Source organism: Bacillus haynesii (genome assembly GCF_014042035.1).
GTDB classification, from domain to species: Bacteria; Bacillota; Bacilli; order Bacillales; family Bacillaceae; genus Bacillus; species Bacillus haynesii.
Window position 1 is genome coordinate 3,987,088 of record NZ_CP059494.1, and the last position, 24,328, is coordinate 4,011,415.

At 44.0% G+C, this 24,328-nt stretch carries 29 protein-coding genes and 1 pseudogene; 14 read left to right on the forward strand and 16 right to left on the reverse strand.

Annotation, left to right across the window (positions count from 1 at the left end; translation table 11 throughout):
• The first annotated feature begins 48 nt into the window (after window positions 1-48).
• The 6 genes from H2R00_RS19720 (at window position 49) to H2R00_RS19745 (ending at window position 4,710) form a co-directional block, all read left to right on the forward strand.
• Complete coding sequence (locus H2R00_RS19720; protein WP_154999180.1) at window positions 49-270, forward strand: spore germination protein; 222 nt, start codon at window positions 49-51, stop codon at window positions 268-270.
• A gap of 73 nt (window positions 271-343) precedes the next feature.
• Entirely contained in the window at window positions 344-592 is a 249-nt protein-coding gene (locus H2R00_RS19725; protein WP_154999181.1) for a YueH family protein, read from the forward strand.
• Window positions 593-687: 95 nt separating this feature from the next.
• Entirely contained in the window at window positions 688-1,089 is a 402-nt protein-coding gene (locus H2R00_RS19730; protein WP_182070136.1) for a YueI family protein, read from the forward strand.
• A gap of 182 nt (window positions 1,090-1,271) precedes the next feature.
• Window positions 1,272-1,823: a cysteine hydrolase family protein gene (locus tag H2R00_RS19735; protein WP_182070137.1), complete on the forward strand. Its 552-nt coding sequence runs from the start codon at window positions 1,272-1,274 to the stop codon at window positions 1,821-1,823.
• A gap of 77 nt (window positions 1,824-1,900) precedes the next feature.
• Window positions 1,901-3,310, forward strand: coding sequence for a nicotinate phosphoribosyltransferase (locus tag H2R00_RS19740; protein WP_244958341.1), 1,410 nt, complete (start codon window positions 1,901-1,903; stop codon window positions 3,308-3,310).
• Window positions 3,311-3,489: 179 nt separating this feature from the next.
• Window positions 3,490-4,710 carry an EAL and HDOD domain-containing protein gene (locus H2R00_RS19745; protein ID WP_182070139.1) on the forward strand — a complete coding sequence of 407 codons (1,221 nt, stop codon included), beginning with the start codon at window positions 3,490-3,492 and terminating at the stop codon, window positions 4,708-4,710.
• A gap of 41 nt (window positions 4,711-4,751) precedes the next feature.
• On the opposite strand, the gene H2R00_RS19750 is transcribed toward H2R00_RS19745, so the two are convergent.
• Window positions 4,752-5,099 (reverse strand): YuzC family spore coat inner layer protein, encoded by a 348-nt coding sequence (locus H2R00_RS19750; protein ID WP_244958258.1) that lies wholly within the window; start codon window positions 5,097-5,099, stop codon window positions 4,752-4,754.
• A gap of 485 nt (window positions 5,100-5,584) precedes the next feature.
• Between H2R00_RS19750 and degQ the strand changes: the two genes are divergently transcribed.
• From degQ to H2R00_RS19780, 6 genes are all read left to right on the forward strand, one after another.
• Window positions 5,585-5,725 carry a degradation enzyme regulation protein DegQ gene (degQ, locus tag H2R00_RS19755; RefSeq protein WP_003184860.1) on the forward strand — a complete coding sequence of 47 codons (141 nt, stop codon included), beginning with the start codon at window positions 5,585-5,587 and terminating at the stop codon, window positions 5,723-5,725.
• A 189-nt stretch (window positions 5,726-5,914) separates the two neighbouring features.
• Window positions 5,915-6,796: a polyprenyl synthetase family protein gene (locus H2R00_RS19760; protein WP_182070141.1), complete on the forward strand. Its 882-nt coding sequence runs from the start codon at window positions 5,915-5,917 to the stop codon at window positions 6,794-6,796.
• Between the two features lie 42 nt (window positions 6,797-6,838).
• A complete protein-coding gene (locus tag H2R00_RS19765) occupies window positions 6,839-6,973 on the forward strand; it encodes a competence pheromone ComX (RefSeq protein WP_425321886.1) in 135 nt (44 codons plus the stop codon).
• An 11-nt stretch (window positions 6,974-6,984) separates the two neighbouring features.
• Window positions 6,985-9,297: an ATP-binding protein gene (locus tag H2R00_RS19770; protein WP_182070142.1), complete on the forward strand. Its 2,313-nt coding sequence runs from the start codon at window positions 6,985-6,987 to the stop codon at window positions 9,295-9,297.
• Window positions 9,298-9,383: 86 nt separating this feature from the next.
• Window positions 9,384-10,022 (forward strand): two-component system response regulator ComA, encoded by a 639-nt coding sequence (gene comA / locus H2R00_RS19775; protein WP_003184849.1) that lies wholly within the window; start codon window positions 9,384-9,386, stop codon window positions 10,020-10,022.
• A 16-nt stretch (window positions 10,023-10,038) separates the two neighbouring features.
• Window positions 10,039-10,428: a hotdog fold thioesterase gene (locus H2R00_RS19780; RefSeq protein ID WP_154999191.1), complete on the forward strand. Its 390-nt coding sequence runs from the start codon at window positions 10,039-10,041 to the stop codon at window positions 10,426-10,428.
• Window positions 10,429-10,466: 38 nt separating this feature from the next.
• On the opposite strand, the gene mnhG is transcribed toward H2R00_RS19780, so the two are convergent.
• Genes mnhG through H2R00_RS19815 form a run of 7 tightly spaced genes read right to left on the reverse strand, consistent with a single transcriptional unit; the run spans window position 10,467 to window position 16,233 of the window.
• Window positions 10,467-10,841, reverse strand: a complete 375-nt coding sequence (gene mnhG / locus H2R00_RS19785; RefSeq protein WP_075751277.1) for a monovalent cation/H(+) antiporter subunit G — start codon at window positions 10,839-10,841, stop codon at window positions 10,467-10,469.
• Window positions 10,825-11,109, reverse strand: a complete 285-nt coding sequence (locus H2R00_RS19790; protein WP_003184842.1) for a Na(+)/H(+) antiporter subunit F1 — start codon at window positions 11,107-11,109, stop codon at window positions 10,825-10,827. Before H2R00_RS19790 ends, mnhG begins: the two co-directional genes overlap by 17 nt.
• Window positions 11,109-11,585 carry a Na+/H+ antiporter subunit E gene (locus H2R00_RS19795; protein WP_154999192.1) on the reverse strand — a complete coding sequence of 159 codons (477 nt, stop codon included), beginning with the start codon at window positions 11,583-11,585 and terminating at the stop codon, window positions 11,109-11,111. The genes H2R00_RS19790 and H2R00_RS19795 overlap by 1 nt, the downstream gene beginning before the upstream one ends.
• A 5-nt stretch (window positions 11,586-11,590) precedes the next feature.
• A complete protein-coding gene (locus tag H2R00_RS19800; protein ID WP_154999193.1) occupies window positions 11,591-13,069 on the reverse strand; it encodes a Na+/H+ antiporter subunit D in 1,479 nt (492 codons plus the stop codon).
• On the reverse strand, window positions 13,062-13,403 hold the full coding sequence (locus H2R00_RS19805) for a Na(+)/H(+) antiporter subunit C (RefSeq protein ID WP_154999194.1): 342 nt from the start codon (window positions 13,401-13,403) through the stop codon (window positions 13,062-13,064). The genes H2R00_RS19800 and H2R00_RS19805 overlap by 8 nt, the downstream gene beginning before the upstream one ends.
• Complete coding sequence (locus H2R00_RS19810) at window positions 13,403-13,834, reverse strand: Na(+)/H(+) antiporter subunit B (protein ID WP_154999195.1); 432 nt, start codon at window positions 13,832-13,834, stop codon at window positions 13,403-13,405. The genes H2R00_RS19805 and H2R00_RS19810 overlap by 1 nt, the downstream gene beginning before the upstream one ends.
• Window positions 13,831-16,233 carry a Na+/H+ antiporter subunit A gene (locus H2R00_RS19815; RefSeq protein ID WP_154999196.1) on the reverse strand — a complete coding sequence of 801 codons (2,403 nt, stop codon included), beginning with the start codon at window positions 16,231-16,233 and terminating at the stop codon, window positions 13,831-13,833. The genes H2R00_RS19810 and H2R00_RS19815 overlap by 4 nt, the downstream gene beginning before the upstream one ends.
• Window positions 16,234-16,476: 243 nt before the next feature.
• Here H2R00_RS19815 and H2R00_RS19820 point away from each other — a divergent pair, with 243 nt between their 5' ends.
• Window positions 16,477-16,710 (forward strand): hypothetical protein, encoded by a 234-nt coding sequence (locus H2R00_RS19820; RefSeq protein WP_182070143.1) that lies wholly within the window; start codon window positions 16,477-16,479, stop codon window positions 16,708-16,710.
• Window positions 16,711-16,769: 59 nt separating this feature from the next.
• Here the strand turns inward: H2R00_RS19820 and H2R00_RS19825 are convergent, their stop codons facing one another.
• The 7 genes and pseudogenes from H2R00_RS19825 to malK form a co-directional block, all read right to left on the reverse strand.
• Window positions 16,770-18,113: a sodium/malate symporter MaeN gene (locus H2R00_RS19825; RefSeq protein WP_154999197.1), complete on the reverse strand. Its 1,344-nt coding sequence runs from the start codon at window positions 18,111-18,113 to the stop codon at window positions 16,770-16,772.
• Between the two features lie 271 nt (window positions 18,114-18,384).
• Entirely contained in the window at window positions 18,385-19,176 is a 792-nt protein-coding gene (locus H2R00_RS19830; protein WP_182070144.1) for a phosphatidylserine decarboxylase, read from the reverse strand.
• Between the two features lie 42 nt (window positions 19,177-19,218).
• Window positions 19,219-19,701 carry a DedA family protein gene (locus H2R00_RS19835; protein ID WP_154999199.1) on the reverse strand — a complete coding sequence of 161 codons (483 nt, stop codon included), beginning with the start codon at window positions 19,699-19,701 and terminating at the stop codon, window positions 19,219-19,221.
• A gap of 6 nt (window positions 19,702-19,707) precedes the next feature.
• The gene (gene pssA, locus H2R00_RS19840; protein WP_234112220.1) at window positions 19,708-20,244 is read right to left on the reverse strand and encodes a CDP-diacylglycerol--serine O-phosphatidyltransferase; all 537 of its coding nucleotides are present in this window, start codon (window positions 20,242-20,244) and stop codon (window positions 19,708-19,710) included.
• A 230-nt stretch (window positions 20,245-20,474) separates the two neighbouring features.
• Window positions 20,475-20,758 (reverse strand): annotated as a pseudogene (locus tag H2R00_RS19845) (ABC transporter permease); the annotation flags it as partial.
• 54 nt (window positions 20,759-20,812) lie between these two features.
• Complete coding sequence (locus tag H2R00_RS19850) at window positions 20,813-21,520, reverse strand: response regulator (RefSeq protein WP_043929140.1); 708 nt, start codon at window positions 21,518-21,520, stop codon at window positions 20,813-20,815.
• On the reverse strand, window positions 21,513-23,114 hold the full coding sequence (gene malK / locus H2R00_RS19855; RefSeq protein ID WP_154999201.1) for a malate sensor histidine kinase MalK: 1,602 nt from the start codon (window positions 23,112-23,114) through the stop codon (window positions 21,513-21,515). Before malK ends, H2R00_RS19850 begins: the two co-directional genes overlap by 8 nt.
• 185 nt (window positions 23,115-23,299) lie before the next feature.
• On the opposite strand from malK, the gene H2R00_RS19860 reads away from it, so the two are divergent.
• Window positions 23,300-23,857 carry a YufK family protein gene (locus H2R00_RS19860; protein ID WP_154999202.1) on the forward strand — a complete coding sequence of 186 codons (558 nt, stop codon included), beginning with the start codon at window positions 23,300-23,302 and terminating at the stop codon, window positions 23,855-23,857.
• Between the two features lie 51 nt (window positions 23,858-23,908).
• Here the strand turns inward: H2R00_RS19860 and H2R00_RS19865 are convergent, their stop codons facing one another.
• Window positions 23,909-24,322: a thiol-disulfide oxidoreductase DCC family protein gene (locus H2R00_RS19865; protein WP_182070145.1), complete on the reverse strand. Its 414-nt coding sequence runs from the start codon at window positions 24,320-24,322 to the stop codon at window positions 23,909-23,911.
• Window positions 24,323-24,328 lie beyond the last annotated feature (6 nt).

Below are 24,328 nucleotides of genomic sequence, written 5' to 3' on the forward strand. Positions count from 1 at the left end.
CCCATTTTCACATATGATGCTAATAAATTGAATGGCGGAGGTGTGAAGATGCCGGCGATCGTCGGACCAATTTTTATCAGGCAAGTCGTTAATGACAGCGCAGCCTTCTTTGGAGATGTGTTTGCGATTTCCCCGAAGTGCACGGATATTTCCGGAAGCGGAGCGGGTGCATTTCAAACAGGGGACTACGGTTTGATTCAAAACGATATCAATAAAACGTCCTTCACAGATGCGGATGTGATGGACGGTTCCCAGTCATTGAACATGTGACAGCCTCTTTTAAAGAGGCTGTTTCTTTTTTATAGTATAATGGGAAAAAAGATAGATAAGGCAGGTGACAAAGATGAAAATCAGGAAGGCAAACATCTTGAACAAGGATCAGATGATCACAGACGTTTACCTCCATGAAAATAAAAAGGAATTTCATACACTTGTGGCTGTGCCTCAACTGGAGTGGAGCGCGCTGATTTCCTATGAGGAAGAAAAAACAGAACTCGCCGAAAAGCTTGACCGGTCATTGTCGAGAGTGGCTGAAACGGGTGCGGCCGAGGAGCTGTCCAAAAAGATCGTACAATGGGTGACCGAAATGTAGCCCGGACTCATGCCCGCTGTTTTCATGGGCATACTGATAAAAAAATGCAGTTTAAAAAAACGCTGCCAGCAGGATAAAAATGGAGGGTCTAAGACGTGAGCGACCAATCAATGGATCAATATTTACAGCAGGGAATGTACGGACCACGCGAAACGAAGCCGGATGAACGCAGACTGTTTTTAGGCTCGCTGAGGGAAAGGGTCATCATTGCACTGACGAAAGGACAAGTTTTGCGTCCGCAGGCATACCGCGAAGTCATCGAAGCGCTTGGCTCAAAAGCGGATGCGACATTATTGCTGAACGGTGAAATCGACTATTCACATTTATCTCCTTACATCAAGGAGTCCAATAAACAAGGCGTCCCTTTTTCGATCGTGTCCGATCAGCAATCGGATACTCCCCTTGGACTTGTTCTCGCGGCGCGTGAGGCCGTAGAGAAAGAATCAATTTATGTTCAGGACGATATCTTTGAGCAGTCGGTTTTAAACAAGAGATGAGGCACGGGTTTTCGCACGTGCCTTCCACAGGGCGTGCGAACCCGTGGTTTTTGTTTTTTTCTGAAAAAGAAAAAGCCGCTGCTGGCGCGGCTTGACAGCCATATTCGATTGATTCGCCATTCACTTGTCCGTTTAGATAAGTTATAATGTTACCTATCATACAAAAGGCGGGGAGGGCGGCAATGAAAAAAGCTCTTATATGTATAGATTATACGAATGACTTTGTCGCAGCTGACGGAAAGCTGACGTGCGGAGAACCGGGCCGGAAAATCGAAGATGCCGTGACGCGTCTCGCGGAAACGTTTATTCAACACGGCGATTATATCGTATTTGCAGTCGATTCACACGAGACCGGCGATACGCGTCATCCGGAAACCCGTTTGTTTCCTCCACACAATATAAAAGGTACATCAGGACAGGATTTATACGGAAAGCTTGAAGCGCTTTATCGAAAACACGAACATGATCAGAATATATATTACATGGAAAAAACAAGGTACTCTGCTTTTGCCGGGACAAACCTCGAGCTGAAGCTTCGTGAAAGGGATATAAAAGAACTGCACCTCGTTGGCGTATGCACAGATATATGCGTGCTCCATACCGCAGTAGATGCTTATAATAAAGGGTTTAATCTTGTCATTCATCAAAACGCAGTGGCTAGCTTTAACCCGGACGGACACGACTGGGCTCTTTCTCATTTTGCAAACACCCTGGGAGCCTCAGTGTCAGATTGAGGAAGGAGAAATGAAGGTTGGAACACCGTTTTACAGACGACAGTCTAGCACTACACACAGACCTATATCAAATTAATATGGCGGAAACGTATTGGCGCGACGGCATTGATCAAAAGAAAGCCGTATTTGAACTGTTCTTCAGAAAGCTCCCTTTTGACAGCGGTTTTGCCGTTTTTGCCGGTCTTGAAAAAGCGATTGAATTTTTGCGGGATTTCAGATTTACTGAAAGCGATTTAGTTTATTTAAAAGAAGAGCTGGGCTTCAAAGATGACTTTCTCAGCTTTTTAAAAGATATGAGATTCACCGGTTCGCTTTATTCCATGCAGGAAGGCGAAATCGTGTTTGGCAACGAACCGATCATGAGGATCGAAGCGCCTTTGGCTGAAGCGCAGCTCATTGAGACGGCTCTGCTCAACATTGTGAATTACCAAACATTGATTGCGACAAAAGCAGCGAGAATCAAAAGTGTGATCGGAGAAGAGACGGCGCTCGAATTTGGAACAAGGCGCGCGCATGAAATGGACGCGGCGATGTGGGGAGCAAGGGCCGCGATTATCGGCGGGTTCGACGCGACAAGCAATGTCCGCGCCGGCAAGCGGTTTGACATTCCAGTATCAGGTACGCACGCCCATGCGCTTGTACAAGCCTATCGTGATGAATACACGGCATTTAAAAAATATGCGGAAACTCATAAAAAATGTGTCTTTTTGGTCGATACATATGATACGGTGCGTTCCGGCATTCCAAATGCAATCAAAGTAGCGAAGGAATTCGGTGATCAAATTGAATTTTCGGGAATCCGCCTGGACAGCGGAGACCTTGCCTATTTGTCGAAGAAAGCGAGAGCCATGCTGGATGAAGCCGGATTTACAGATACAAAAGTCGTCGCATCAAGCGATCTTGATGAGTATACGATTATGAATCTGAAAGCCCAGGGAGCAAAAATCGACGTCTGGGGCGTGGGCACAAAGCTGATTACCGCTTATGATCAGCCGGCTCTCGGCGCGGTTTACAAACTCGTTTCCATCGAAGAAGACGGAAAGATGGCAGACACGATTAAAATCTCTTCGAATCCGGAAAAAGTGACGACCCCAGGCTTGAAAAAGGTGTACAGAATCATCAATCAGCTGAACCATCATTCGGAAGGTGATTATATCGCTTTGGACTATGAGAAGGTCAATGAACAGGAGCGGCTGAAGATGTTTCACCCCGTTCATACGTTTATCAGCAAGTTTGTGACGAATTTTGATGCAAAAGATCTTCACCAGCCGATCTTTGAAAAAGGCGAGCTTGTTTATGAGAATCCGAGCATTCAGGATATTAAGCGGTATGTTCAAGAAAATCTTAGTTTGCTGTGGGAAGAGTACAAGCGGATCAGCAAGCCCGAAGAATATCCTGTCGATTTAAGCGAAGCTTGCTGGAACAACAAGATGCAGCAAATTCACGAAGCGAAAATCAAGGCGAAAAAAGGTCTGGATCAAAGTTGACTCTGTAAACGATAGTTTTTAACATAACTGGGGATTGAAACAGATAATTTCTTCGGGGATTATCTGTTTTTCAATATTAAGTTCAATATTTGGGTGAATTTTTTTATAGCAGCCGGGATTTGCTCATTTATTTGATATACTTAAAAGCGAAGGCACCTCAGTCGCTAGGGGGAAGAAGAATGAGGGTATTCGTTGCCAGACAGCCAATATTCAACAGAAAAGAACAAGTTGTCGCATACGAGCTTTTATACAGGGAAAGCGAGAAAAACTTTTTTTCCGGTATTGACGGTGATCAAGCGACAACAGAATTAATGATTAACAGCTTTTTAAACATTGGAATCGACAAATTGACAGAAGGCAAAAGGTATTACGTGAATTTTACCGAAGGTCTTTTGACATCAGGGCTTCCAACGTATTTTGACCCGGACCAGCTCGTTGTAGAAATCCTTGAAGATGTGCCGATCACCCCTGAGCTTATCGAAAGGTGCAGGCATTTGAAAAGCCTCGGCTACACGATTGCCCTTGATGATTTTTGTTTAAAGCATCGCGTGGAGAGGGACTTGCTCCATCAGCTTTTGGCATCCATTGATATTTTGAAGATCGATTTTTTCAAAACGACGCGGCAGGAAAGACAGAGCATCCTACGATCATGCCGGAACCACCGCCTGACGTTCCTCGCTGAAAAAGTGGAGACGCGAAAAGATTATGAGCAGGCTGCAAAAGACGGATTTCATCTGTTTCAAGGCTATTTCTTCAGCGAGCCCGTTGTGATTGACGGTCAGGACATTACATATCATTTCCATGCTTATTATGAGCTGCTGCATGAATTAAGCGAAGATCAGCCTGATATTGAGAACGTCACAAATATTATAGAACGCGATTTGTCGCTTTCTTACCAGCTGCTGAAGCTGTTGAATTCTCCAGCCAACCGGCCGATTCAAAAGATTAAAAGCATCCGCCAGGCTATCGTGCTTCTCGGATTTAAAGAAATCAAGAGGTGGATTTTCATCCTCTCATTTAAGGATTTAACGAAAAAGCAAAACTCCAGCAAGAACGAAGTCGTCAAGATTTCGCTGATCCGTGCGAAGCTTTGCGAATTGCTTGCGAAAAAAACGAACCGCCCTCAGCCGGCTTCTTATATGCTGACAGGTATGTTTTCATTTATCGATACATTGCTGCACAAAGAACTAACAGAAGTCATCAGCGAACTGCCGCTGACGGACGAAGTAGGCCAGGCGTTGCTCGGCAAAGAAAACGATTACCGAAAAATCTTGCGGCTTGCAAAATCAATCGAACGAAACGAATGGGAAGACAACACACCAGAAACAGAAGGCTTAACAAAAGATGAAGCGTATCAATGCTATCTTGAAGCCGTTGATTGGTGTCAAAAGCTTTTATAAAAAATTCCGGCTCCTTTTTTAGGGGCCGGAATTTTTTTGTGCTAAGACCAACGCAATAACAGAAATATTCTGCTGCGGGGGCTGATGAGTATGATGCGGATGCCGTCGGGATCAAAAGAGGCATCAAGCTGGCTGCGGACGCCGGTTTGCCTGAGCAGGGCAAGCACGGTATTTTTTTGGTTGCTTTGGGCAGCCGTCATGATTTGGTGAGCCAAAGCACGCGAAGCTGAAAGCCGGCTTAAAATTCTCTGTCCGTCAGCCATCAAGCCCTCTGCTTCTTTTGCCGAACGCGAAAAGGCACTGGCTTCAACTTCCGGATAGACCTGCCGGCAGCGGACATGTTGGTATGGATGCATCCAAAAGCAATAAGGAGGAAGCAATATGAACACCTCTTTTCAATTTTTACGGGTCAAATTGCGTTTTTTGCGGTGTAAGGCGAAGGGATGGTTTTTTTTAAGGGCCGAAATGCGTGTCGGTCTATTGCGTGATTTTCGGTGGTGCATACCCGATCTGCGTTCCGTGAACACTCAAGTTTTTCTATTCTCGGCTAGTTATTACTTTAGACTCAAGGTTGCAAAACGAACAAAAAATAACTGAACTTGTGATGTTAAAGGGATTTATAAGCGATCTTTATTTGACTTCTTAAAAAACAAACAAAAATTTTATGTTTCATTAGGATTTGAGAACTAATTGCAAGTCGTGTAAAATGGGTGTTATGGTCTATTTAAAGTTTGCGGTGTAACGCATGAATTTATATGCAACTTTTCGGTGAAAAAGAGACCCAATCCCTTTAAACTTGTATTAACAGATCAAATACCTATGACTCGTTCACTATACACAAATTGATTGATCTTCCAAAAGGAGTGTGGAACCGGTGGAAAAGCAACAAATTGAAGAATTAAAACAACTGCTTTGGCGGCTAGAGAATGAAATCAGAGAAACAAAGGACTCCTTGCGCAAGATTAACAAAAGCATTGATCAATACGATAAGTACACATATCTAAAAACCTCGTAAAAAGACTTGTTTCAGACAAGTCTTTTTTTTTGTGTGTAAACGAATCCAAAAAAAGGATAAATTATTATATAATTGTTAAATAAAAAAATTGCTCTGTCAATCGGGAATTTGATTTAGTAAAATAATAAGAAAGGAGGGAGCACCATCTCTAAGCTTTTTTGTCTAGATCACAGTAAAATCAAGCAAAGAATGAATCATTTTATAGACATTGAGATTCCCAACCCGGACTTAAATCGGACGCTGCACGCTTTTCTAGATGCAAAGGACCAGTTGCATTTCAGCGAGCTTGCTTTTTATCATTACCAAAGTTTCGGCGGCACGGACACTGATGCAGCGGAAACCCTTGGAGCGGGCATAGAGCTCTTGATTCTTGCGTTTGATATATTCGATGATTTAGAGGATGAAGACAGCCCCGATGAACCTTGGATGAAAATAAACCGTTCAGTCGCAATGAATGCGGCGACTGCGCTTTATACTCTCAGTATTAAAGTGATTAGCTCCGTTTCTAATGATCCTGTGTTCTTACATAAACTGATTGAATATATATTGCAATCATCTCAGGGGCAGCATGATGATTTAAGTGATAACCCCGTCACTGAAGAAGAATGCCTTGATATGATCAAACGTAAATCGGGTTCATTGGTAGCTCTTTCCTGTGTTTTGGGAACTATGCTTGCAACGGGGAAATTTTATAAAAAAGTCGAAAAATACGCTTACCATCTAGGAATTGCTTCACAAATCGAAAATGATTATAAAGCACTTTTTTATGATTCAAAAAGCGATATCGCCAAGAAAAAGCGGACACTTGCGTACTTATATTTGTCAAGAAAATTTAACCAGCCATCGATTGACTTGTTAAAAACATTTGAAACTGAGGATAAAATTGCCGATAAAGAAATAAAATGCTATAAAGAGAAATTGAAAGCGGCAGGCGTCACTCAGTATATGTATGTCATGAATCAGCTCGCTATTCAAAAATTCAAAAAAGAGATTGAGGAGCTGGAATTAGAAGAGAAGCAGAAAGAAGATTTAACTTTGCTGCTTTTACAGATGTTTGGTGGGGAGGAATAAGTTTTGCAGGAGATTGTAAGTTTTTTAGTCCAACATCCAGAGGTGCTGAAGCAGGTTATCCATGGAAACGCAAGCCTATTAGGTGTAGATCATGATCAGTTATTGACTATCATAAAGGCATTTGAAGGAATCGAAATACAAGGTAAGGTAACATTGTGGAATCTAAACAAAGGATAGGGAGCTTGAAATTGAAATCTTCATTAAAGTTTATTTCAATTTTGCTGGTTCTTTTAAGTTTTGTTTATAGTATTTACATTTGTTATCTCTGTTTTAATAATGCATTTGAAGGCGCTAAATTAAAGTATAGTTCACATAATCAATTAGTTGTTATAGAAGTAGAAGAGCATTCTCTTGCGGAATATGCCGGACTAAAAAAAGGTGATATTCTTCTCGAGATTGATGGTAAATCTATAACCAAAAAGAGGGAGCCAGCAGAAGACATTCTTTCTTGGGCGTACTCAGTCACTGTAAAACGGGATGCCGAAGTGGTGGACATCAATACCAAGGAGACATTTCTTGGATATGATATATTTTTTGTGTTTTTGATCCCTGTAACTTTTTATTTATTATGCCTATTTTGTATATTTTTCATTTTAAATTCAAGTAGATCAAAAAAACTGTTTTCTTCAACTTTTTTATTGATTGCTTTTTTATTAAACGTTTCTATTGCATATTTAAGTGCAGGTGGTGTATCCAGGGGTGATGTGTTTAGTAGATACGTAAATTTGCTGACATTTCTATCAGTACCCGTGAGTTACTTACATTTTGTTTATCAGTATTTTAAAGAAAAAGGGAAACAATTTTTCAATAATAAAGTGTTTTTACTATATCTCTTGCCGGTAATTAATATTATTATTGAATATTTTTGGGGCGAGGATAAACTATCAATTGAAGTTCTAAGCACCATAAATTTGTCATCTTTTTTTATTGGTGTAACCATGGTTTTCATCGTTATATTATATGGATTAAATAAATATAAGTTTTCTGAGCAGGCTTATTTTTTAAAGATATTGATGCTAACCAATTTTATAGCAATAATACCTTTTGTTGGTTTTTATGTTTTGCCAACTTTAGTTTTAGGTGATTACATATTTCCATCTGTCTTTGTTGCACCATTTCTTTTATTAATTCCATTTTCTCTAGTCTATCAATTTATGGCAAATAAAATATACAATATTGAGTTTATTCTGGGTAGATTAAGATATTATGGATTATTGGCGATTATACCAACAGTTATAGTTGTATGTATAGTAACGTTTACACAGTACCAAACAGGCGGCTACAACACAGTCAGACTCGCAATTTATATTTATCTTGTTATGCTTGGTGTATTTTATTTAAAAGAAATGCTAGACTTCCGTTTTCGCCTAAAGCGTTTCTCAGAGAAGTTTAACTATCAAGATAGTATTTTTAAGTTTACTCAAACGATCCGGACATTTACCTCTTTGAACCAAGTATTGTTAGAATTGAAACAAACGATTCTGGATGTACTAACCGTCAGTCAAGCGCATGTTTTAGGAGTGAAAAGCGACGGAACAATATCTTTGCTCGAGGGAGATACCGAAGAATATCCTTGGATTCCCTACGAACAAGAAGTAACTAAGGTCATCACTGACATCGGCAAAATCGTCGAAGTCGACCGCGGATTTTTGATTAAGATCGGTGAACGGGGCGGGACGTCTTATGTCATGCTCTGTTTGTCGGTTTTAAATACGCCTAGGCTGACGCGCGATGAGATTTCGTGGCTTGAGACGCTGGCGTTTTATACGAGCGTTTCCCTGGAAAACGTCTTGAAAATCGGCGAGCTGATGGAGCATCTGGAACATGTGAAAAAAGAAGGGCCGAATCCGGCGTGGCTGAATAAATTGATGTTTGCGATTGAAGAGAAGCAGAGATCTGATTTAGCCCGCGATCTCCATGATTCTGTGCTGCAGGACATGATTTCCTTGAAGCATCAAAGCGAGATGTTTTTGGCTAATTTTGAAAAAGATAAAGTCTGTACGAATCAAATCCGGCAAAGGCTCATCAATATGAATGAGCAAATGTCCACCGTCATCCAGACGACAAGGGAAACGTGCCAAGAGCTGAGACCGCAGCTGTTGTACGATCTCGGACTTGTCAAAGCCCTTTCGAAACTGGCGGCGCAGCATCAGGAGTCCTCATCGATCGATAAGATCCGCCTCAATACGGAAAGGTTCTCAAAGGTGCTCGACTTGGACACGCAGTTGAATTTGTACAGAATTGTGCAGGAGCTTTTAAGCAATGCGGTTAAACACTCGAAAGCTAAAGAGGTTTTGATTATGCTTGTCTGCATAAAAGAAAAAGTTGTTCTTCATTATGAAGATGACGGCATCGGGGTTGATCCGGACAAGCTTTATCAAAACAGCGCAAGCATGGGGCTGTCGGGCATTCGCGAGCGCGTCCGCGCGCTGAACGGCAGTCTGGATATACAGACAGCAGAAGGGAAAGGCTTCAGGGTCGCCATTGAAATGGAATTGTAATGTTTAGTTAACATTTTTGCTTGGCATCCGCCAAGTTTTTTCTATAAAATGGTGATAGGGCAAGGTTACGCAAAAGGGAGGAAATTATGAGAAGATTACTTGTGATCGATGATCATCCGGCTGTCATGGAGGGGACGAAGGCAATTCTTGAAACGAACCAGGACTTTGTTGTCGATTGCCTCAGCCCTGAAGCCAGCGAACAATTTCTCAAGAAACATGATTTTTCTGCGTATGACCTGATCTTAATGGATTTAAATTTGGGTGAAATCAACGGTATGGACCTATCTAAGAAAATCCTTGAGACATGTTCATCATGCAAAATTATCGTTTACACAGGGTATGAAGTCGAAGATTATTTTGAAGAGGCGATTCGTTCCGGCATGCATGGCGCCATTAGCAAAACGGAATCGAAGGAAAAGATTATAGAGTACATATATCAGGTGCTGGATAATAAAATTGTCGTCGATTATGATTATTTCAAGCAGCTGATTACACAGCAAAAATCGAAGTCAAACAGCCAGCAGACTCAGCACGATCTCTTGACTGAAAGGGAATGCCTGATCTTAAAAGAAGTCGAAAAAGGCTACACAAATCAGGAAATTGCAGATGCGCTTCATTTAAGCAAGAGGTCGATCGAATACAGTCTGACTTCAGTATTCAGCAAACTGAATGTAGGATCACGGACAGAGGCTGTTTTAATCGCGAAATCTGAAGGGGTACTTTGATGAGGGGACGATTGTAATGGAAACGAAACATACACTTCTTGAAGCGTTGGGAATCGAGTTGAAGGAGTGCAGCAAAGAACGGTGTGTTGCCGTCATGCCTGTCGATGAAAGAACGCGTCAGCCTTTCGGCTATCTGCACGGAGGCGCGTCCGTTGCGCTTGCTGAAACGGTGGCGAGCATCGGGGCATATCAGCATATCGATCCAAAAGAGCAGGCATGCTTCGGGCTCGAGATCAACGCCAACCATATGAAGTCGGTAAAAGACGGGATGGTTAAAGCGGTCGCAACGCCTCTGCATGTGGGCAAATCAACAATGGTGTTTCAAATTGAAATACGCGATGAGCAAGACAGCCTGATTTGCACGTCCAGGTGCACGATGGCGGTCATCAGCCGTCCTTCATCGTAAACATAAAGAAAACTCGCCTTTTAGGGCGAGTTTTCTTTTTATAAATAGGAATCTTCCTTCTTTTTAATCAGAAAATTTCTGTAGCCTTCATAATCGTCCTGTACGCTTTTCTTTTCCATTTTAACGCCTGTATTATAGGCGGCCCTTGCGATCAGGTGCGCGCCTACAGGAGACGTCAGAAATACAAAGACGATACCGAGCAGCACTTTGGCCGTAATGAAGCCGTGCAGAAACCAGAAGTAAAAGAATACGCCGAGCAGCACGCTGATGATCCCCAATGTCGCTCCTTTTGAAGCGGCGTGGATTCTTGAGTATACGTCAGGCAGCCTTAGCGTTCCAAATGAAGCGGCTAACGATATCAGTGCGCCAAGAAGGACCAAAACGGCGATAAGCAATTTAGCGGCTTCGATCATTTTCGATAATCTCTCCTTTCTCAAGGAATTTAGAAAATGCGACGGTGCCGATAAAGGCCAGAATACCGATCAGCAGGATGACTTCCAAATATGCTGTCGTATTTAACAGGATGGACACGAGAGCCGTAATTCCAATCAGGTTGATGCCGATCGCATCAAGCGCCACCACTCTGTCCGGGATGCTCGGCCCTTTAATGACCCTCAGGACATACAGAAAAGTGGAGACCGCCAAAATGCCGAGTGACAATTGCAAAATGAATTCAAACATCAGCGGCTTACCTCCTTAATGGCTTCTTCAAATGAAACGCGAATATCACTGATGGCTTTCTCGGCATCATCGATGTCGACCGCATGAATGTAAAGAATCGAACGGTCATCGGAGATATCGACGACCAATGTGCCCGGTGTCAGCGAAATCAGGTTCGCCAATGTCGTAATTTCCCAGTCCGCTTTCAGTTCTGTTTTAAAGGCGAATATGCCGGGCTTATTTTTTAACCTTGGGGACAAGATCGTTTTTAAGACGCTGACGTTTGCCAACACGAGCTCTTTAATAAAAATAAACAGCAGCTTGACGATCGCCCAAATGTTAATCAAGTAAAAGCGGCGGCGGAAAAAACGCCTCATCAGAAAGAGAGAGAATAATCCGATCGCGTAACCGATGACAAACCCGGGAGCGGTGTAGTCATTGTTCAGAAACATCCAGCACAACGCAAGAATAAAGTTCAACAATATTTGTAATGCCATGCCATCTACTCCTTCAAAACGGCTTCAATATATTTTTCGGGGTTGACGAGCGTATCAGCAGCCTGATGAAAATATGGCGCGATAAGCTCGGTTCCGAGTCCGATGGCAAGCGACAGAAAGAGCAGTACCGCTGCCGGATACATATAGCCTTTTAGCTGCCTTTTGGCCGGAGCATCTTCCTGTTCATCCCCCCAGAAGCCGTTGATAAATATTTTCATGACGGAATACAAGACGAGCAGGCTGGAGAAAAGCATCAGCAGCGTAATCACGAATTCACCGCTTAAAAAGCCGCCTTCTGCAATTTTCAGCTTTCCGATGAATCCGCTGAAAGGAGGCACTCCTGCCAATGAAACGGCTGAAATCATAAACATCCAGCCGAGCAAGGGATGGTTTTTGATCAGGCCGCTCATTTTTTTCAGGTTGTTTGTCCCTGTCAGGGCAAAAAGCGCCCCGCCAAGCATAAACAGCGCTCCTTTAATGATCATGTCATGAATCAGATAGTAGACAGATCCTTCGATCGAAGCCGGCGTATTGGCAGCGATACCGAACAAGATCACACCGACCGCAGTCACAATATTGTAGATGATGATTTTTTGAACATCCCAGTAAGCGATCGAGCCGATGACACCGAAGATGATCGTAAGGGCCGCAAGCCAGACCATTAATTGATGAGTAAAAGCCGCGTCTTGGGTGAAAATTAATGTAAACACCCTTGTGATCGCGTACAGGCCGACTTTGGTCAGAAGTGCGCCAAACAGTGCGGACACAGCGGCAGGCGGCGCATAATAAGAACCAGGCATCCAGAAATACAGCGGGAAGATGCCGCCTTTTAAACCGAAGACGATCAAAAATAAAACAGCGATCACCGTGATCAGCCCGGTTTGCCCCGATTCGCTGATCCGAACGCTCAGATCCGCCATGTTTAATGTGCCCGTAACCGCATATAAATAAGCGACACCGATGACAAAGAGGGCGGAAGAAATAATGTTAAAGACGATGTACTTCAGAGATTCCCGCAGCTGAATCTTCGTGCCGCCGATGACGATCAGCACATACGAAGCCATCAGGAGAACCTCAAAGAATACGAACAGGTTAAACAAGTCCCCTGTCAAGAAGGCGCCGCTAACTCCGGCAAGCAGGAACTGGACGGCGGGATAATAAAAGAAACGCTCGCGTTTTTCGCCGATGGAGCGAAACGAATAAAGAACCGTCAGAAATCCAATAATAGCTGTCGTTAACGCCAAAAGGCTGGCAAATTGATCAGCGACAAGGCTGATACCGAACGGCGGCTTCCAACCTCCGAGATACAAGGTCTGGATTCCGTCCGTATAGACGGTCTGCACAAGAACAGCGGCCGCCGCGATCGCCGCAATGGAAGAGATGGCGCTGAATGCACGCATCAGCACGATCGACTTGTTCATAAAGATAAGCAAAATGGCGGCCATTAAAGGAATCAGTATTGGCAGAATTACAAGATTATTCATGTTGATCATTTCCCCTCATTTGATCCATATCATCCATTTTCAGCTCTTGATAGGCGCGGAAAGCCATGACCAGGAGAAAAGAGGTGACCCCGAAAGCAATGACGATCGCCGTTAAAATCAACGCCTGAGGGAGAGGGTCGACATAAGATGACGACTCTTCATTTAAAATGGGGGGCGCTCCTTTTTTTAACCCTCCCATTGTCAGCAAAAGCAGATGGACGCCATGGCTGAGAACGGCAGTTCCGATAATCACCCTCAGAAGGCTTTTTGAAAGCAGCAGGTAAGTCGCTGCCATGAACAAAATTCCTACAATAATAGACATTAAAATCTCCATTATTCTCTCTCCCCAATCGTTTGAATAATGGTCATGGTCACGCCGACCACTACAAGATAAACCCCGATATCAAACAATACCGCGGTGGCAAGCTCCGTTTTTCCCAAGAGCGGAAGGTTAAAGTAATCAAACGCGTGGGAAAGAAATTGAGCTCCGAATAAAAATGAGCCGATTCCGGTTGAAACGGAAATGAATAAGCCGGTGGCTGCCACATAGATAAAGTTGACTGGCAAAATGTTCTGCACTGTTTTTAAGTCATAGGCAAGCAGCAGAAGGACTAGCGAAGACGCCGTCATCAATCCGCCGATAAAACCGCCTCCCGGATTATTGTGGCCGGCAAAAAACAGATGGAAAGAAAAGAGCAGAATGATAAAGGATGCAATCTTTGTAACGGTTTGCAGAATCACATCATTCGTCTGAACCTTTTTCAATGCTCTTCCCCTCCTTTCTCCAATCTGAGCCTGATCATGCCGAATATTCCCAAAGCGGCAATAACAAGTACGGTGATTTCAAACAATGTATCAAATCCCCTGAAGTCGACCAATATCACGTTGACGATATTGTGGCCGCCTGCAAGTTTATAGCTGTTTTCAATAAAATACGATGCGATGCTTTCAAGTGAGCGCTGGCTGTTTGCAGAAAGTGCGAGCAGCGTCACAACGGTTCCGACTCCGACCGATACAAGCGCATTTGTGACCCTGAACCTAGCCGATTTCGGCTTGAATCTGAGCTTCGGCAAATGATAGAAGCAGAGCAGAAACAATGCGACTGAAATCGTTTCGATGATCAGCTGTGTCAACGCGAGATCCGGCGCTCTGAAAATGACAAAGAATAGCGCGAGCGTGTAGCCGATGACGCCGAGCCCGATAATCGCCGTCAGTCTTGATCTTGCGAAAACGGTGGTAAATGTTGCGGCAATCATGACGGCTGACAGAACGAGCTCATAGACGCCGATTGAAGCATTGCCTTTCACATCGTATGAAAAGCCCCCGGTAACAGCGAGCGATCCGCCGATGATCACGATAAAGAAGACAAAAACATAGACGAGATAATCGCGGAGAAATCCGGTCATATACGTTCTTGTAATCTTGTTGGAGCCTTTTTCAAGCCCTGACAGCGAGCTGTCGTACAGTTTGTTCAGCGTCAGTTTTTCCGGGAAGAGGCCGTAGACCTTCCGCCATTTTGACAAGGTCAAATAGGCGAGAACTCCGAGAGCAACGACGCCGATCGTCATGTAGAGTTCAGGCGAAAAGCCGTGCCACATGTAAATATGAACCTTAAATTTTTCGTCTCCGTCCAAAAGGGTCGGCATAATCGACGATGCAGCAGGTTCAATGATGCTGTATGACAGAATGTTCGGGAAAAAGAAAAAAATCACCACGAGAGATACGAGGACAATCGGCGAAATCAGCATGCCAAGAGGAGCCTCATGTGCTTGTTTTTCCAGCTTTTCAGGTTGATATTTTCCCCCGAAGGTTTTAAACAGCAGAACCATGCAGTAAATGAACGTAAACACGCTGCCGATCCAAGCCAGCACAGGAAAGAGAAAACCCCATGTGTCAGCGTTATACAAGTTAAAGTTCGTAATCCTGAGCATGCTGGTGAAAAACATTTCCTTGCTCAAAAAGCCGTTGAACGGAGGCAGTCCGGCCATTGAAAATGCGCCGATCAGCGTAATCGTAAACGTAATCGGCATGATCGTCATAAGACCACCGAGCTTGCGGATATCCCTCGTTCCTGTTTCATGGTCGATGATTCCGACTGCCATGAATAAGCTGCCTTTGAAAGTCGCATGGTTAATCAAGTGAAAGATGGCGGCAATGACCGCAACCATATAATATTCAAAGTTTTGATAGTGCAGAGCAGCCGCTCCGACGCCGAGCATTGACATGATCATTCCGAGCTGGCTGACCGTAGAAAATGCAAGTATCGATTTCAGATCAGTCTGCTTGACGGCGTTGAACGAACCCCAGAAAAGCGTGACAATCCCCGTGAGGGACACGATCCAAAACCATTCCCCGGAAAAAGCGAACACAGGGGTGAATCTTGCAACGATATAAATTCCCGCTTTTACCATCGTGGCGGAGTGCAGGTAAGCACTTACAGGCGTTGGTGCTTCCATTGCGTCCGGAAGCCAGATGTAAAAAGGGAACTGCGCAGATTTAGTGAAGGCTCCGATTAACACCAACACGAGAGCCGGGATGAAAAAGCCGTGCCCCGAAATTAAATCAACCTGGTTGATCATTTCTCTGATCGAGAATGAACCTGTGATCGTGTAAAGAAGAATGAAGCCTCCAAGCATGGAAAGACCGCCGAAAATGGTGATAAGCATCGATTTTGTCGCGCCGTATCTTGATTTTTCCCGCTTGTACCAATAGCCGATGAGCAGAAAAGACGATATGCTGGTCAATTCCCAAAATAAATAAAGTACAATGACGTTATCAACGAGAACAACACCGAGCATTGCCCCCATGAACATGAGCAGATAAACGTAAAACGGTCCGAGCTGCTCTCTTTCTTTAGACAGATAATAGATGCTGTAAAGGACAACTAAAGACCCTATCCCTGTAATCAGAAGGGCGAATAGCAATCCGAGTCCGTCAACGTACGCGGTAAAGTTAATGCCAAAGGACGGAATCCATTCCAGTACAGCCTTTAATGTTCCGCCATCCGCCGTCATTTTGATCATGCGGAAAAAATAAATAAATAATAGAACAGGAAGAAACAGGACAAACCAGCCTGTATGAATCTTTCTGACGTTTTTCGCCAATAGCGGAATCAAGAAGGCGAGTGCAAAAGGCGATAAAATAGCAATATGTAAAGACGTCATAGTAACCTCCCTTAGGTAGCATGTATAAATACATTCTGTTCCATACTAAAATTTTCAAACGTTATGTACTTTTTTAGAACTGGTGACCTAGACAAATTATAACTCAAATTTTAATCGGCTGCATGATCTCATGGTAACCACGGTTTATGCGGTCTTATGAACCTGAAAACAATTTTAACAAAAAATGCGGCATTTGTATAATGGAAAGTTTTTTTGAACAAGATGAATTTGAGGTGATGAAAGATGAGAAGGAAAGCTTTTGTCAGCTTAAGTTTATTTTGTTCGCTTTTTGCGGGAGCGTTTATGATCAACAGGGAAATGACGCGTGAACAGACTCCGGGGATAGGAACGGACGAAGGGCTTCAATATCGCGGGGATTACACGCCGCTCCAGACGGGAGCTGAAGATCAGTCCTTAACGGGAAAAGAAAGAGCTCCCTTTAAACCGAGAGAATATATCAGAGTTGAGAAACGCTGAAAACAAAAAAGGAATCCGATCGTATAGATCAGACTCCTTTTTGTTTTTTTATGCGGACCTTACGAGGTGAAGAACCTCAGTAAAACGGTCGCCATAATGACGGTGGATGCCCCGCCAAGACGCGTTGAGATTTGCGCAAACGGCATCAGACCCATCCGGCCTGAAGCCGAAAGAATGGCCACATCCCCTGTACCGCCGAGACCGCTGTGACAGCCTGTGACAATCGCTGATTCAACAGGGTACATGTTCATTAATTTTCCGACAAAGTACCCTGATGTCACCATAGCAATGACGACTGAAGCACAGACGGCGATGAAGCGCAGGGAAATAACAGACGCCACATCATCAAGCGGGATATAAAGAATGCCGAGCCCGACCATCAGCGGCCAAGTGAAGCTTGATGACATGAATTTGTAAAGCTGGTGTGCGCCTTTTTCCATGCTTGCAGGTAGAACCTTTGCGTATTTTACGGCAGCCGCTGCGATGATCATCAGGATCGCTCCCGGAATCGCGATGAACTTGGAGACCAAACCGCCGAAAATGAAGAAGGAACATGCGATTAAAACACCGGCACCCATTAATTTTAAGTCGATTTTCGGTTCCTCTTCTTTTTGGTTGAAAATTTCATCGTCTTTTTTCGATTTGACGAGCCTGCCGTTACCGTTCAGTTCAGGACGCTTTTCGCCAAGCTTTTTCATCAGTCCGGCTGAGATGATGGCAACTACGTTTCCGATAATAGCGGCCGGAATGAGCTGTGAAACAAATACATCGGTGGATTGCCCCAAAATTTGCGAGTAAGCGAGTGACAGCGGCAGGATACCTTCGCCGATTCCTCCGGCAATAATCGGTACAATAATAAAGAAGAAAGCTTCATAAGGGCTGTAGCCAAATAACAGACCGACGAGAATACCGGCGGCCACCGCTGCGATCGTACCGGCCAATAACGGAACGAACATTCTCATAAAACCTTGAATCAGAACTGTGCGATGCATTCCTAAAATACTTCCCGCGACTAAACATGCGATGTAGAAATATAAGAAATTTGACGTTTTCATCAAAGTCGTAACCGCTTCCATAGATGCAGGATTAAGCACTTTGAAAAACACTAAAAACGAAGGAACAAATAGTGATAGAATGGCAGGTCCGCCGATATCTTTTAAAATCGGAATGCGCTGTCCGACATCCCCGAGAAATATACCGAGAATCATAATGACCGCGAAACCGCCAAGCATGTCATTCGGCAATTCATTTAAGTAAGCTGCCAGAAAAACAATCAACGCAAGTGCAATGTATAGCGGAAACGGAATCACGCCGATTTTCCAGTTTATCAACTTCTGGAAAAAATTTTTATTTTCTTTATGACCGTGATTTGTAATCGGTTTCAAATCTTTTGCTGCTTCCATAAAAAACACCCCCATGTTTGTATGTGTTCAATTGTAGAAGAAAAGTGTCAATTCTGTGCGTTTTTTAAATTAAAATAATCGATTGATAATTAAATTAAAACGAAAAAGGACGGAAAAAGAGGAGAAATCTGCTTGATTTTGATCGTTTTATAGGTCTTTTGGTTTATTAGGAAGCCGTATCCAGGTGGAAAAAGGGGATTTCCTGTCCATGAAGAAAGCTTTTTTAAGCAGTAATTAAAAAACCCCCGAAACGGTTTTCGGGGGCGGTGCATTATGATTTTCTTTTGGCAAGAGATCCTAAAACCTCTCCCATTTTGACTTGAAGAGAGGCGTGAAGGCGCTCGTCAGGAATAAAGGTATCTTTTTCAAACAGCAGAATAACGGTCGAGCCGAAAGAGAAATATGCGATTTCGTCGCCTTGGCGCCATTCTTTTGACTCCTGGAGCATCACAATCGAGTTAATATACATCGCCCCAACCTTCACAAGCAGGGCGGACCCATATTGATGCTTAAATTCGGAAATCATCCGGTGGTTTTTTGTCAGCGGCGATTTCCCGTATGTCAAACCAATTTTATTCACCGGGTAAGACGTGCTTCCCAGCGAATATTGTTTTTCAAGTGTACCGTAAGCCGGGCTGTGAATTCTGTGGTAGTCCCTCGGACTTAAATAGATAATGATATAGGTTCCGCCGACATAGCGGCTCACGATCTCGGATCGTCCGATCATCTCTTCTACAGAATAGAGCTTTTGTTTAACGGTAAATTGCTTGTCGCGGGTGATGGTGCCCATTTCTTCGATGACTCCGTCCACAGGGCTGACCAGGCTGTTTGGATCAGCGGGAAGGGGGCGTGCACCGCTCTTTAATTTTCTGATGAACAGCTCGTGCAGGCTGTTAAAAGAGCGGACATCTTCCAGCATCTCTTCTGTATTAATATGAAAGGTTTTGATATAGGAGGGGATGAGAGGTTTGCTGAGCTTTGACTGAGCAAACTTTTTCAACACCCGGGACACGCCCTTTTTATTCGTCAACTCAATCAAAAACCGGTAAAGCCGCTTTTTCAAGCTGTTCACTCCTTTACTGTTCATCCGGGATGCAAGCGGTATTTAAATCACGCCGATTGTGTATCCGATCGTAATAAAAACGAGACACCAAATAAAAGCTCCTGATCCGGCATAAATCAGGAACCTTTTCATGTCCATCTCGTTCATGCCGGACAGATAGCATGTCACATGGCGGACTCCGGGAACAAAGTAGCCGAAGAGAATTGTCCACGGGCCGTATTTTTCAAACCAGCGGTGCACGGTGTCCAGTCTTTTCGGCGTCAGACCGATCCATTTCCCGAACTTATCGAGCAGCGGTTTACCGATTTTCTTCCCTAGAAAATAACTGATGAGCATCCCTGATACCGCACCTGAAAAACTGATTAAAAGAGACAGCTCATAGTTTAATATATGAATAGAAGACAGATAACCGACAAATGTCATCATGATCTCATCGGGTATCGGCAGGCCTACAATTCCGAGGACAAGCATCCCGAATATCGCAAAATACCCGTATTGGGAAATTAATTCTTTTGCCAACTCCATTAAAAACTAGCTCACTTTCTTCAATAGTTTTTTCCCCTTCAGGCTGATGACTTTGATTTTGCTGACCATGAGAAACGACAGGAACAGCATGATCAAAATGAACGGCTTTTTGCCCAGGATCTCTGATAAAAGGTTTAAGCATACCAGAATCGTTCCGGCTGCGGTGATCGGAAGGCCTGTAAAATAATCCTGGTTCTCTGATTGAATATTAAATCGCGCCAGCCGAAGCGCTCCGCAAACAGGGAATAACAATGTCGAAGGAAGGCCTAAGATCGGAGCATCATAAAAAACGATTGAATAGGTGATGATGGCCGGGGCGACTCCAAAAGTGATAATATCAGACAAAGAATCCAATTCTTTTCCAAACGGGCTGACAGCATTTAATTTGCGCGCGGCCATGCCGTCAAGGCTGTCCAAGATAGCGCCGATCAGAACAAATATAATGGCTAAAAATAAATACCCTCTGAATGCAAGCAATATCGAAGAGATGCCCGAAACAAAGTTTCCAACCGTAATTAAAGAAGGTATGACTGATTTATTCAATGTTTTCGCATCCTTTAAATAAAAACGTTTTATATAGAAATTAAACAATATTAAATTGTATACGATTTGCTTCCTGTCTGCAATAAAATTCCTGTAATGATTGATAACCAGACTTTTTCATCATACCATAAAAGTGGTAAAGACAATGGCGGCGTCAAAAAATTTTATCTTTTGTTAAGGTAACAAAAAAAGAATAAGAGAGCAGGCCGCTCTCTTATTCTATCGTTCGGTTATCGTGTTCCTTTAATATAAGGGATGTCATTTGCCTTTGGCGCATCGGCTCTGCCGATAAATCCGGCCAGCGCGAGAATCGTCAATACGTAAGGCGCAATCGGCATGTAGACTCTTTAAAGAAGGGAAGCATGGACCCGATGATGCTTAAGCTTTGAGAGAAGCCGAAGAACAGGGCGGCGTCGAGGGCTCCGATCGGATGCCATTTTCAGAACACAAGCGCGGCGAGCGTGATAAATCCTTGTCCGGTAATGGTGGCATGCGAGAAGTCAAGCGTGACTGTTACAAAAAAACCGCCCGCTGTCTTTAGGAAGCAGCGGACGGTGAGAGGGAAATGTTATAAATATTGGTTAATCACGTTCAAGTCATTTGTATTTAATTTATATTGGAAAACCGGTCTGCCGATCGTCCCGTAGGCCATTTCTACGTTGAGAACTTCGATTTCCTCCAGAAACTTCAAGTATTTGCGGATTGAAACTTGAGAGATTTCCGTGTGATTGGCCAAGTCTTCTGTTGTGAACGTCAAGCTGTCAAACGACCTGATGCTTGACCAAATGAGCTTCAGCGTGCTTTTGGTTAGCCCTTTTGGCAAATGTACCTTTTCGGGCGCGCGTTTTTTTTGAAAAAGTTCAAAATCCAGCTCTTTTTGGCTGATATTCCGGTTGCTTGAATAAAGCTGCTGTTTCCGTTTGTAATCGGTGAGGGCGCTTTGAAACCGCTCAAATTCGAACGGTTTGATTAAATAATCGACGGCCCCGAACCGCAGCGTTTTTTGAACAACATCCATTTCACTGGCTGCTGAGATGACGATCACGTCGACAGCTTGATTCTGGCGTCTGATCTCAGTGAGCAGCTCGACGCCGTTTCTGCCAGGCATATAAATGTCGAGCAGGATCAGATCGATGTGCTCTTCCCGGAGGAAGGTGAGAGCCTCTTGAAAAGAAGCGGCAATTCCCTTCAGCTGAAATCCGTCTACCTGGCTGAGGTAACGTTTATTCAGCTCTCTTACCATCGGGTCATCTTCAACAATTAATACATCAATCATGGTCATCCTCCTTTGGTTCATACGGAATGCGGAGACTGAATGTCGTTCCTTCATTCTTTTCGCTCGTCACGATGATATGTCCATTTAAATTTTCAAGGCTTTGTTCGACGAAATAAAGACCGAACCCCCGATTGGAGCCCTTTGTTGAAAAGCCTTGGTCAAACATTTTCTGCTGTTCCTCCTTGGATATGCCGACTCCCGTATCCGTGACTTCAATATCAAGCTGTCCGTCATGGTGGCGGAATGAAATCGAAATATTTTTCTTCTCAGTTGCGGAAACGGCATCAAGGGCATTGTTGAGAAGGTTCCCGATAACGGTGATCAAATCGTGAATCACCGCTGTGTTGGCTGTATCCGGAATCCTGGTGCTGCAATGAACCTCCAACGAAGCCCCCTGTTCCCGAATATAGCTCTGCTTGCCGAGCAAAAAGCCGGCGAGTACCGAGTTTTTAATATGGTTGATAATTTCGCTCGCTTCAGACTGCTGATAGATCGCAATGTCTTTTATATAGTTTCCAAGCTCGTCGTAGTTCTTTAATTGAACAAGACCGAGAATCACGTGGAGCTTGTTCATAAACTCGTGCGACTGCGCTCTGAGCGCATTTGCGTACATTTTAACACCGGACAGCTGCTCAGCTAAGTGCTTCACTTCGGTTTTGTCGCGGAATGTCGCAATCGCTCCGACGATGTTTCCCTTTTTTAAGTGAATCGGAACTTCATTAAAGACAAGTTCAAGGCCATTGATTCTGACATCGCGGTCCAGAACGGGCTTCTGTGTTTCGATCACTTGTTTCAAGCGGCTGTTTGGCAAGATGTCGATGACATCCCGGTCTATCGGATTTTCTTCGATCCCCATTTTTTGAAACAGGCGCTTCGCTTCCGCATTGGCGAGCTTGATTTTTCCTGTTCGATCAACAGCGAGAATCCCTTCTTTTGTCGACTCAAGCATTGCGCTTCGTTCGTTCAAAAGCGTTGCAATTTCGTACGGTTCCATACCGAACATAATCGTTTTCACTTTCCTTGCCACGATGACAGCCCCGATGATTCCGGCGAAGATGCTGAGCACGATGACCGTATATAAAGGGCGGAGATTTTGCTGGGTAATCTGCTCAATCTCGTTAAGGGTGATCCCGACCGCTACCGCTCCGACCTGGCTGCCCGTTTGATTATAGATGGGAACGAAAGCCCTCAGTGATTCACCGAGCGTGCCTTTTGCCGTACTAATGTGGCGGCGGCCCTTCAGCACTTCTTTTTCGTCCCCGCCGGCAAATTTCTTTCCGATTTTATTCGGGTCGGGGTGGGTTTTGCGGATGCTGTTCATATCCATGACAACGACGAATTCAGTCTGGGTGATTTTTTGAACGCGGGCGGTGTATGTTCGGAGCTCATCGTATTCACCGCTTTCCAGCGATTGTGCCGTAATCGGAGCCTCGGCGACCATCTCCGCCGTCTGCAGGGCAATCTGCTGTTCCTGCTCCCGAATGTTCCTTGCTGTCTCAGAGCCGACCATAAAAAACGCGATCAATAAAGAAATCAAAACGACGACGCAGACAAATATCGTTAACCGTGTCTGCAGTTTTAATGTTTTTTTCAACGGCGATTCCTCGCGATCTATTGATTAGTCAACACATAATACTTTACAAGTAAATGGCGAATTTGTGAAGAATCCTGCACCTTTCTGCCGCAATAGCAGAAATTAAAAATATGGAAAATATTCTTGTCAACAGGTCATAAGTCGTACATAATGAATGAGGAACATATCAGAAAGGGACTTTTTTTATGAAAAATACGTATGTAACAGGCTTTTTTCCTTTTATCGCAATTCTTCTTTTCAGTTCATCTCTTGCGATTTCTTCCGTTATCTATGCCATGGAGATGCTGTCGTCTCTCGGCATTTACAAAGGGATGCTCGAATTTTTCTCTGAGAGCGGCATCCGGATGGCTTTGTTTGCTGTGTTTACGCTGATTTTTTTCATGGTATTTTCCGCTTTGAAGCTGATTGCCAATACAGTGACAGAGCTTGCCCTTTTATTTTTCGCCAAAGATCCTGAAGGAACGAACCTGAGGAAAATCAGGATCGGTTCTGCCGTGTATCTAGGAGCAAGCCTTTTATCCTTTATTTTTGTCCAATATGCCGCTGGAATTGCAGCGCTTTTTTTACTCGCAACACTCGTATATTTTATTTTTATCGTTTATGCGATCCACAGCACGCTTTCAATCATGTCATTAATCGGTTTCATTATGTTTGAGCTGCTGTTTTGGTTTACCTTTGTAATCGGGACGGTGTATATCATCATTAAGCTTTATAACAGCGTTATGGCGAGCCTGCCCGTTTGAGCCATGCAAAAAACCGGAGCGCGGACGTTTGTCCGGCGGCTCCGGTTTTTTTTATGACAAAAATCGTTTTCTGATCTCAGGACCGGGAACGGTGCACTCGCTTTTTTGCCCAAACCATTTGTAACGGTTTTTCGCAATCACGCTGTAGACGGCGTCCCGGAGCGGACGGGGAATGATCAAGAGGGCGGAAATAGCCCGCCAAAGGCCCGGGAGGCTTTTCACCACGTGCAAGGCTGCCGTTGATTTCTGATATACCCGTCCGTTTTCGATCAAAATAAAGCTGTCAAAATGATCGGAGGGGAGCTGATATTGCTTGAGCAGATTCTCTCCGGCGTCAGATTGCAGGGAAGCGAATGAAAATAAGCCTTCAGGATCATGCTTGATAATGAATTGAACAGCACCGTCGCAAAAGTTGCACACCCCGTCAAACAGAACGATTCGCTCAGGCATATCCGCCACTTTCATCCACCC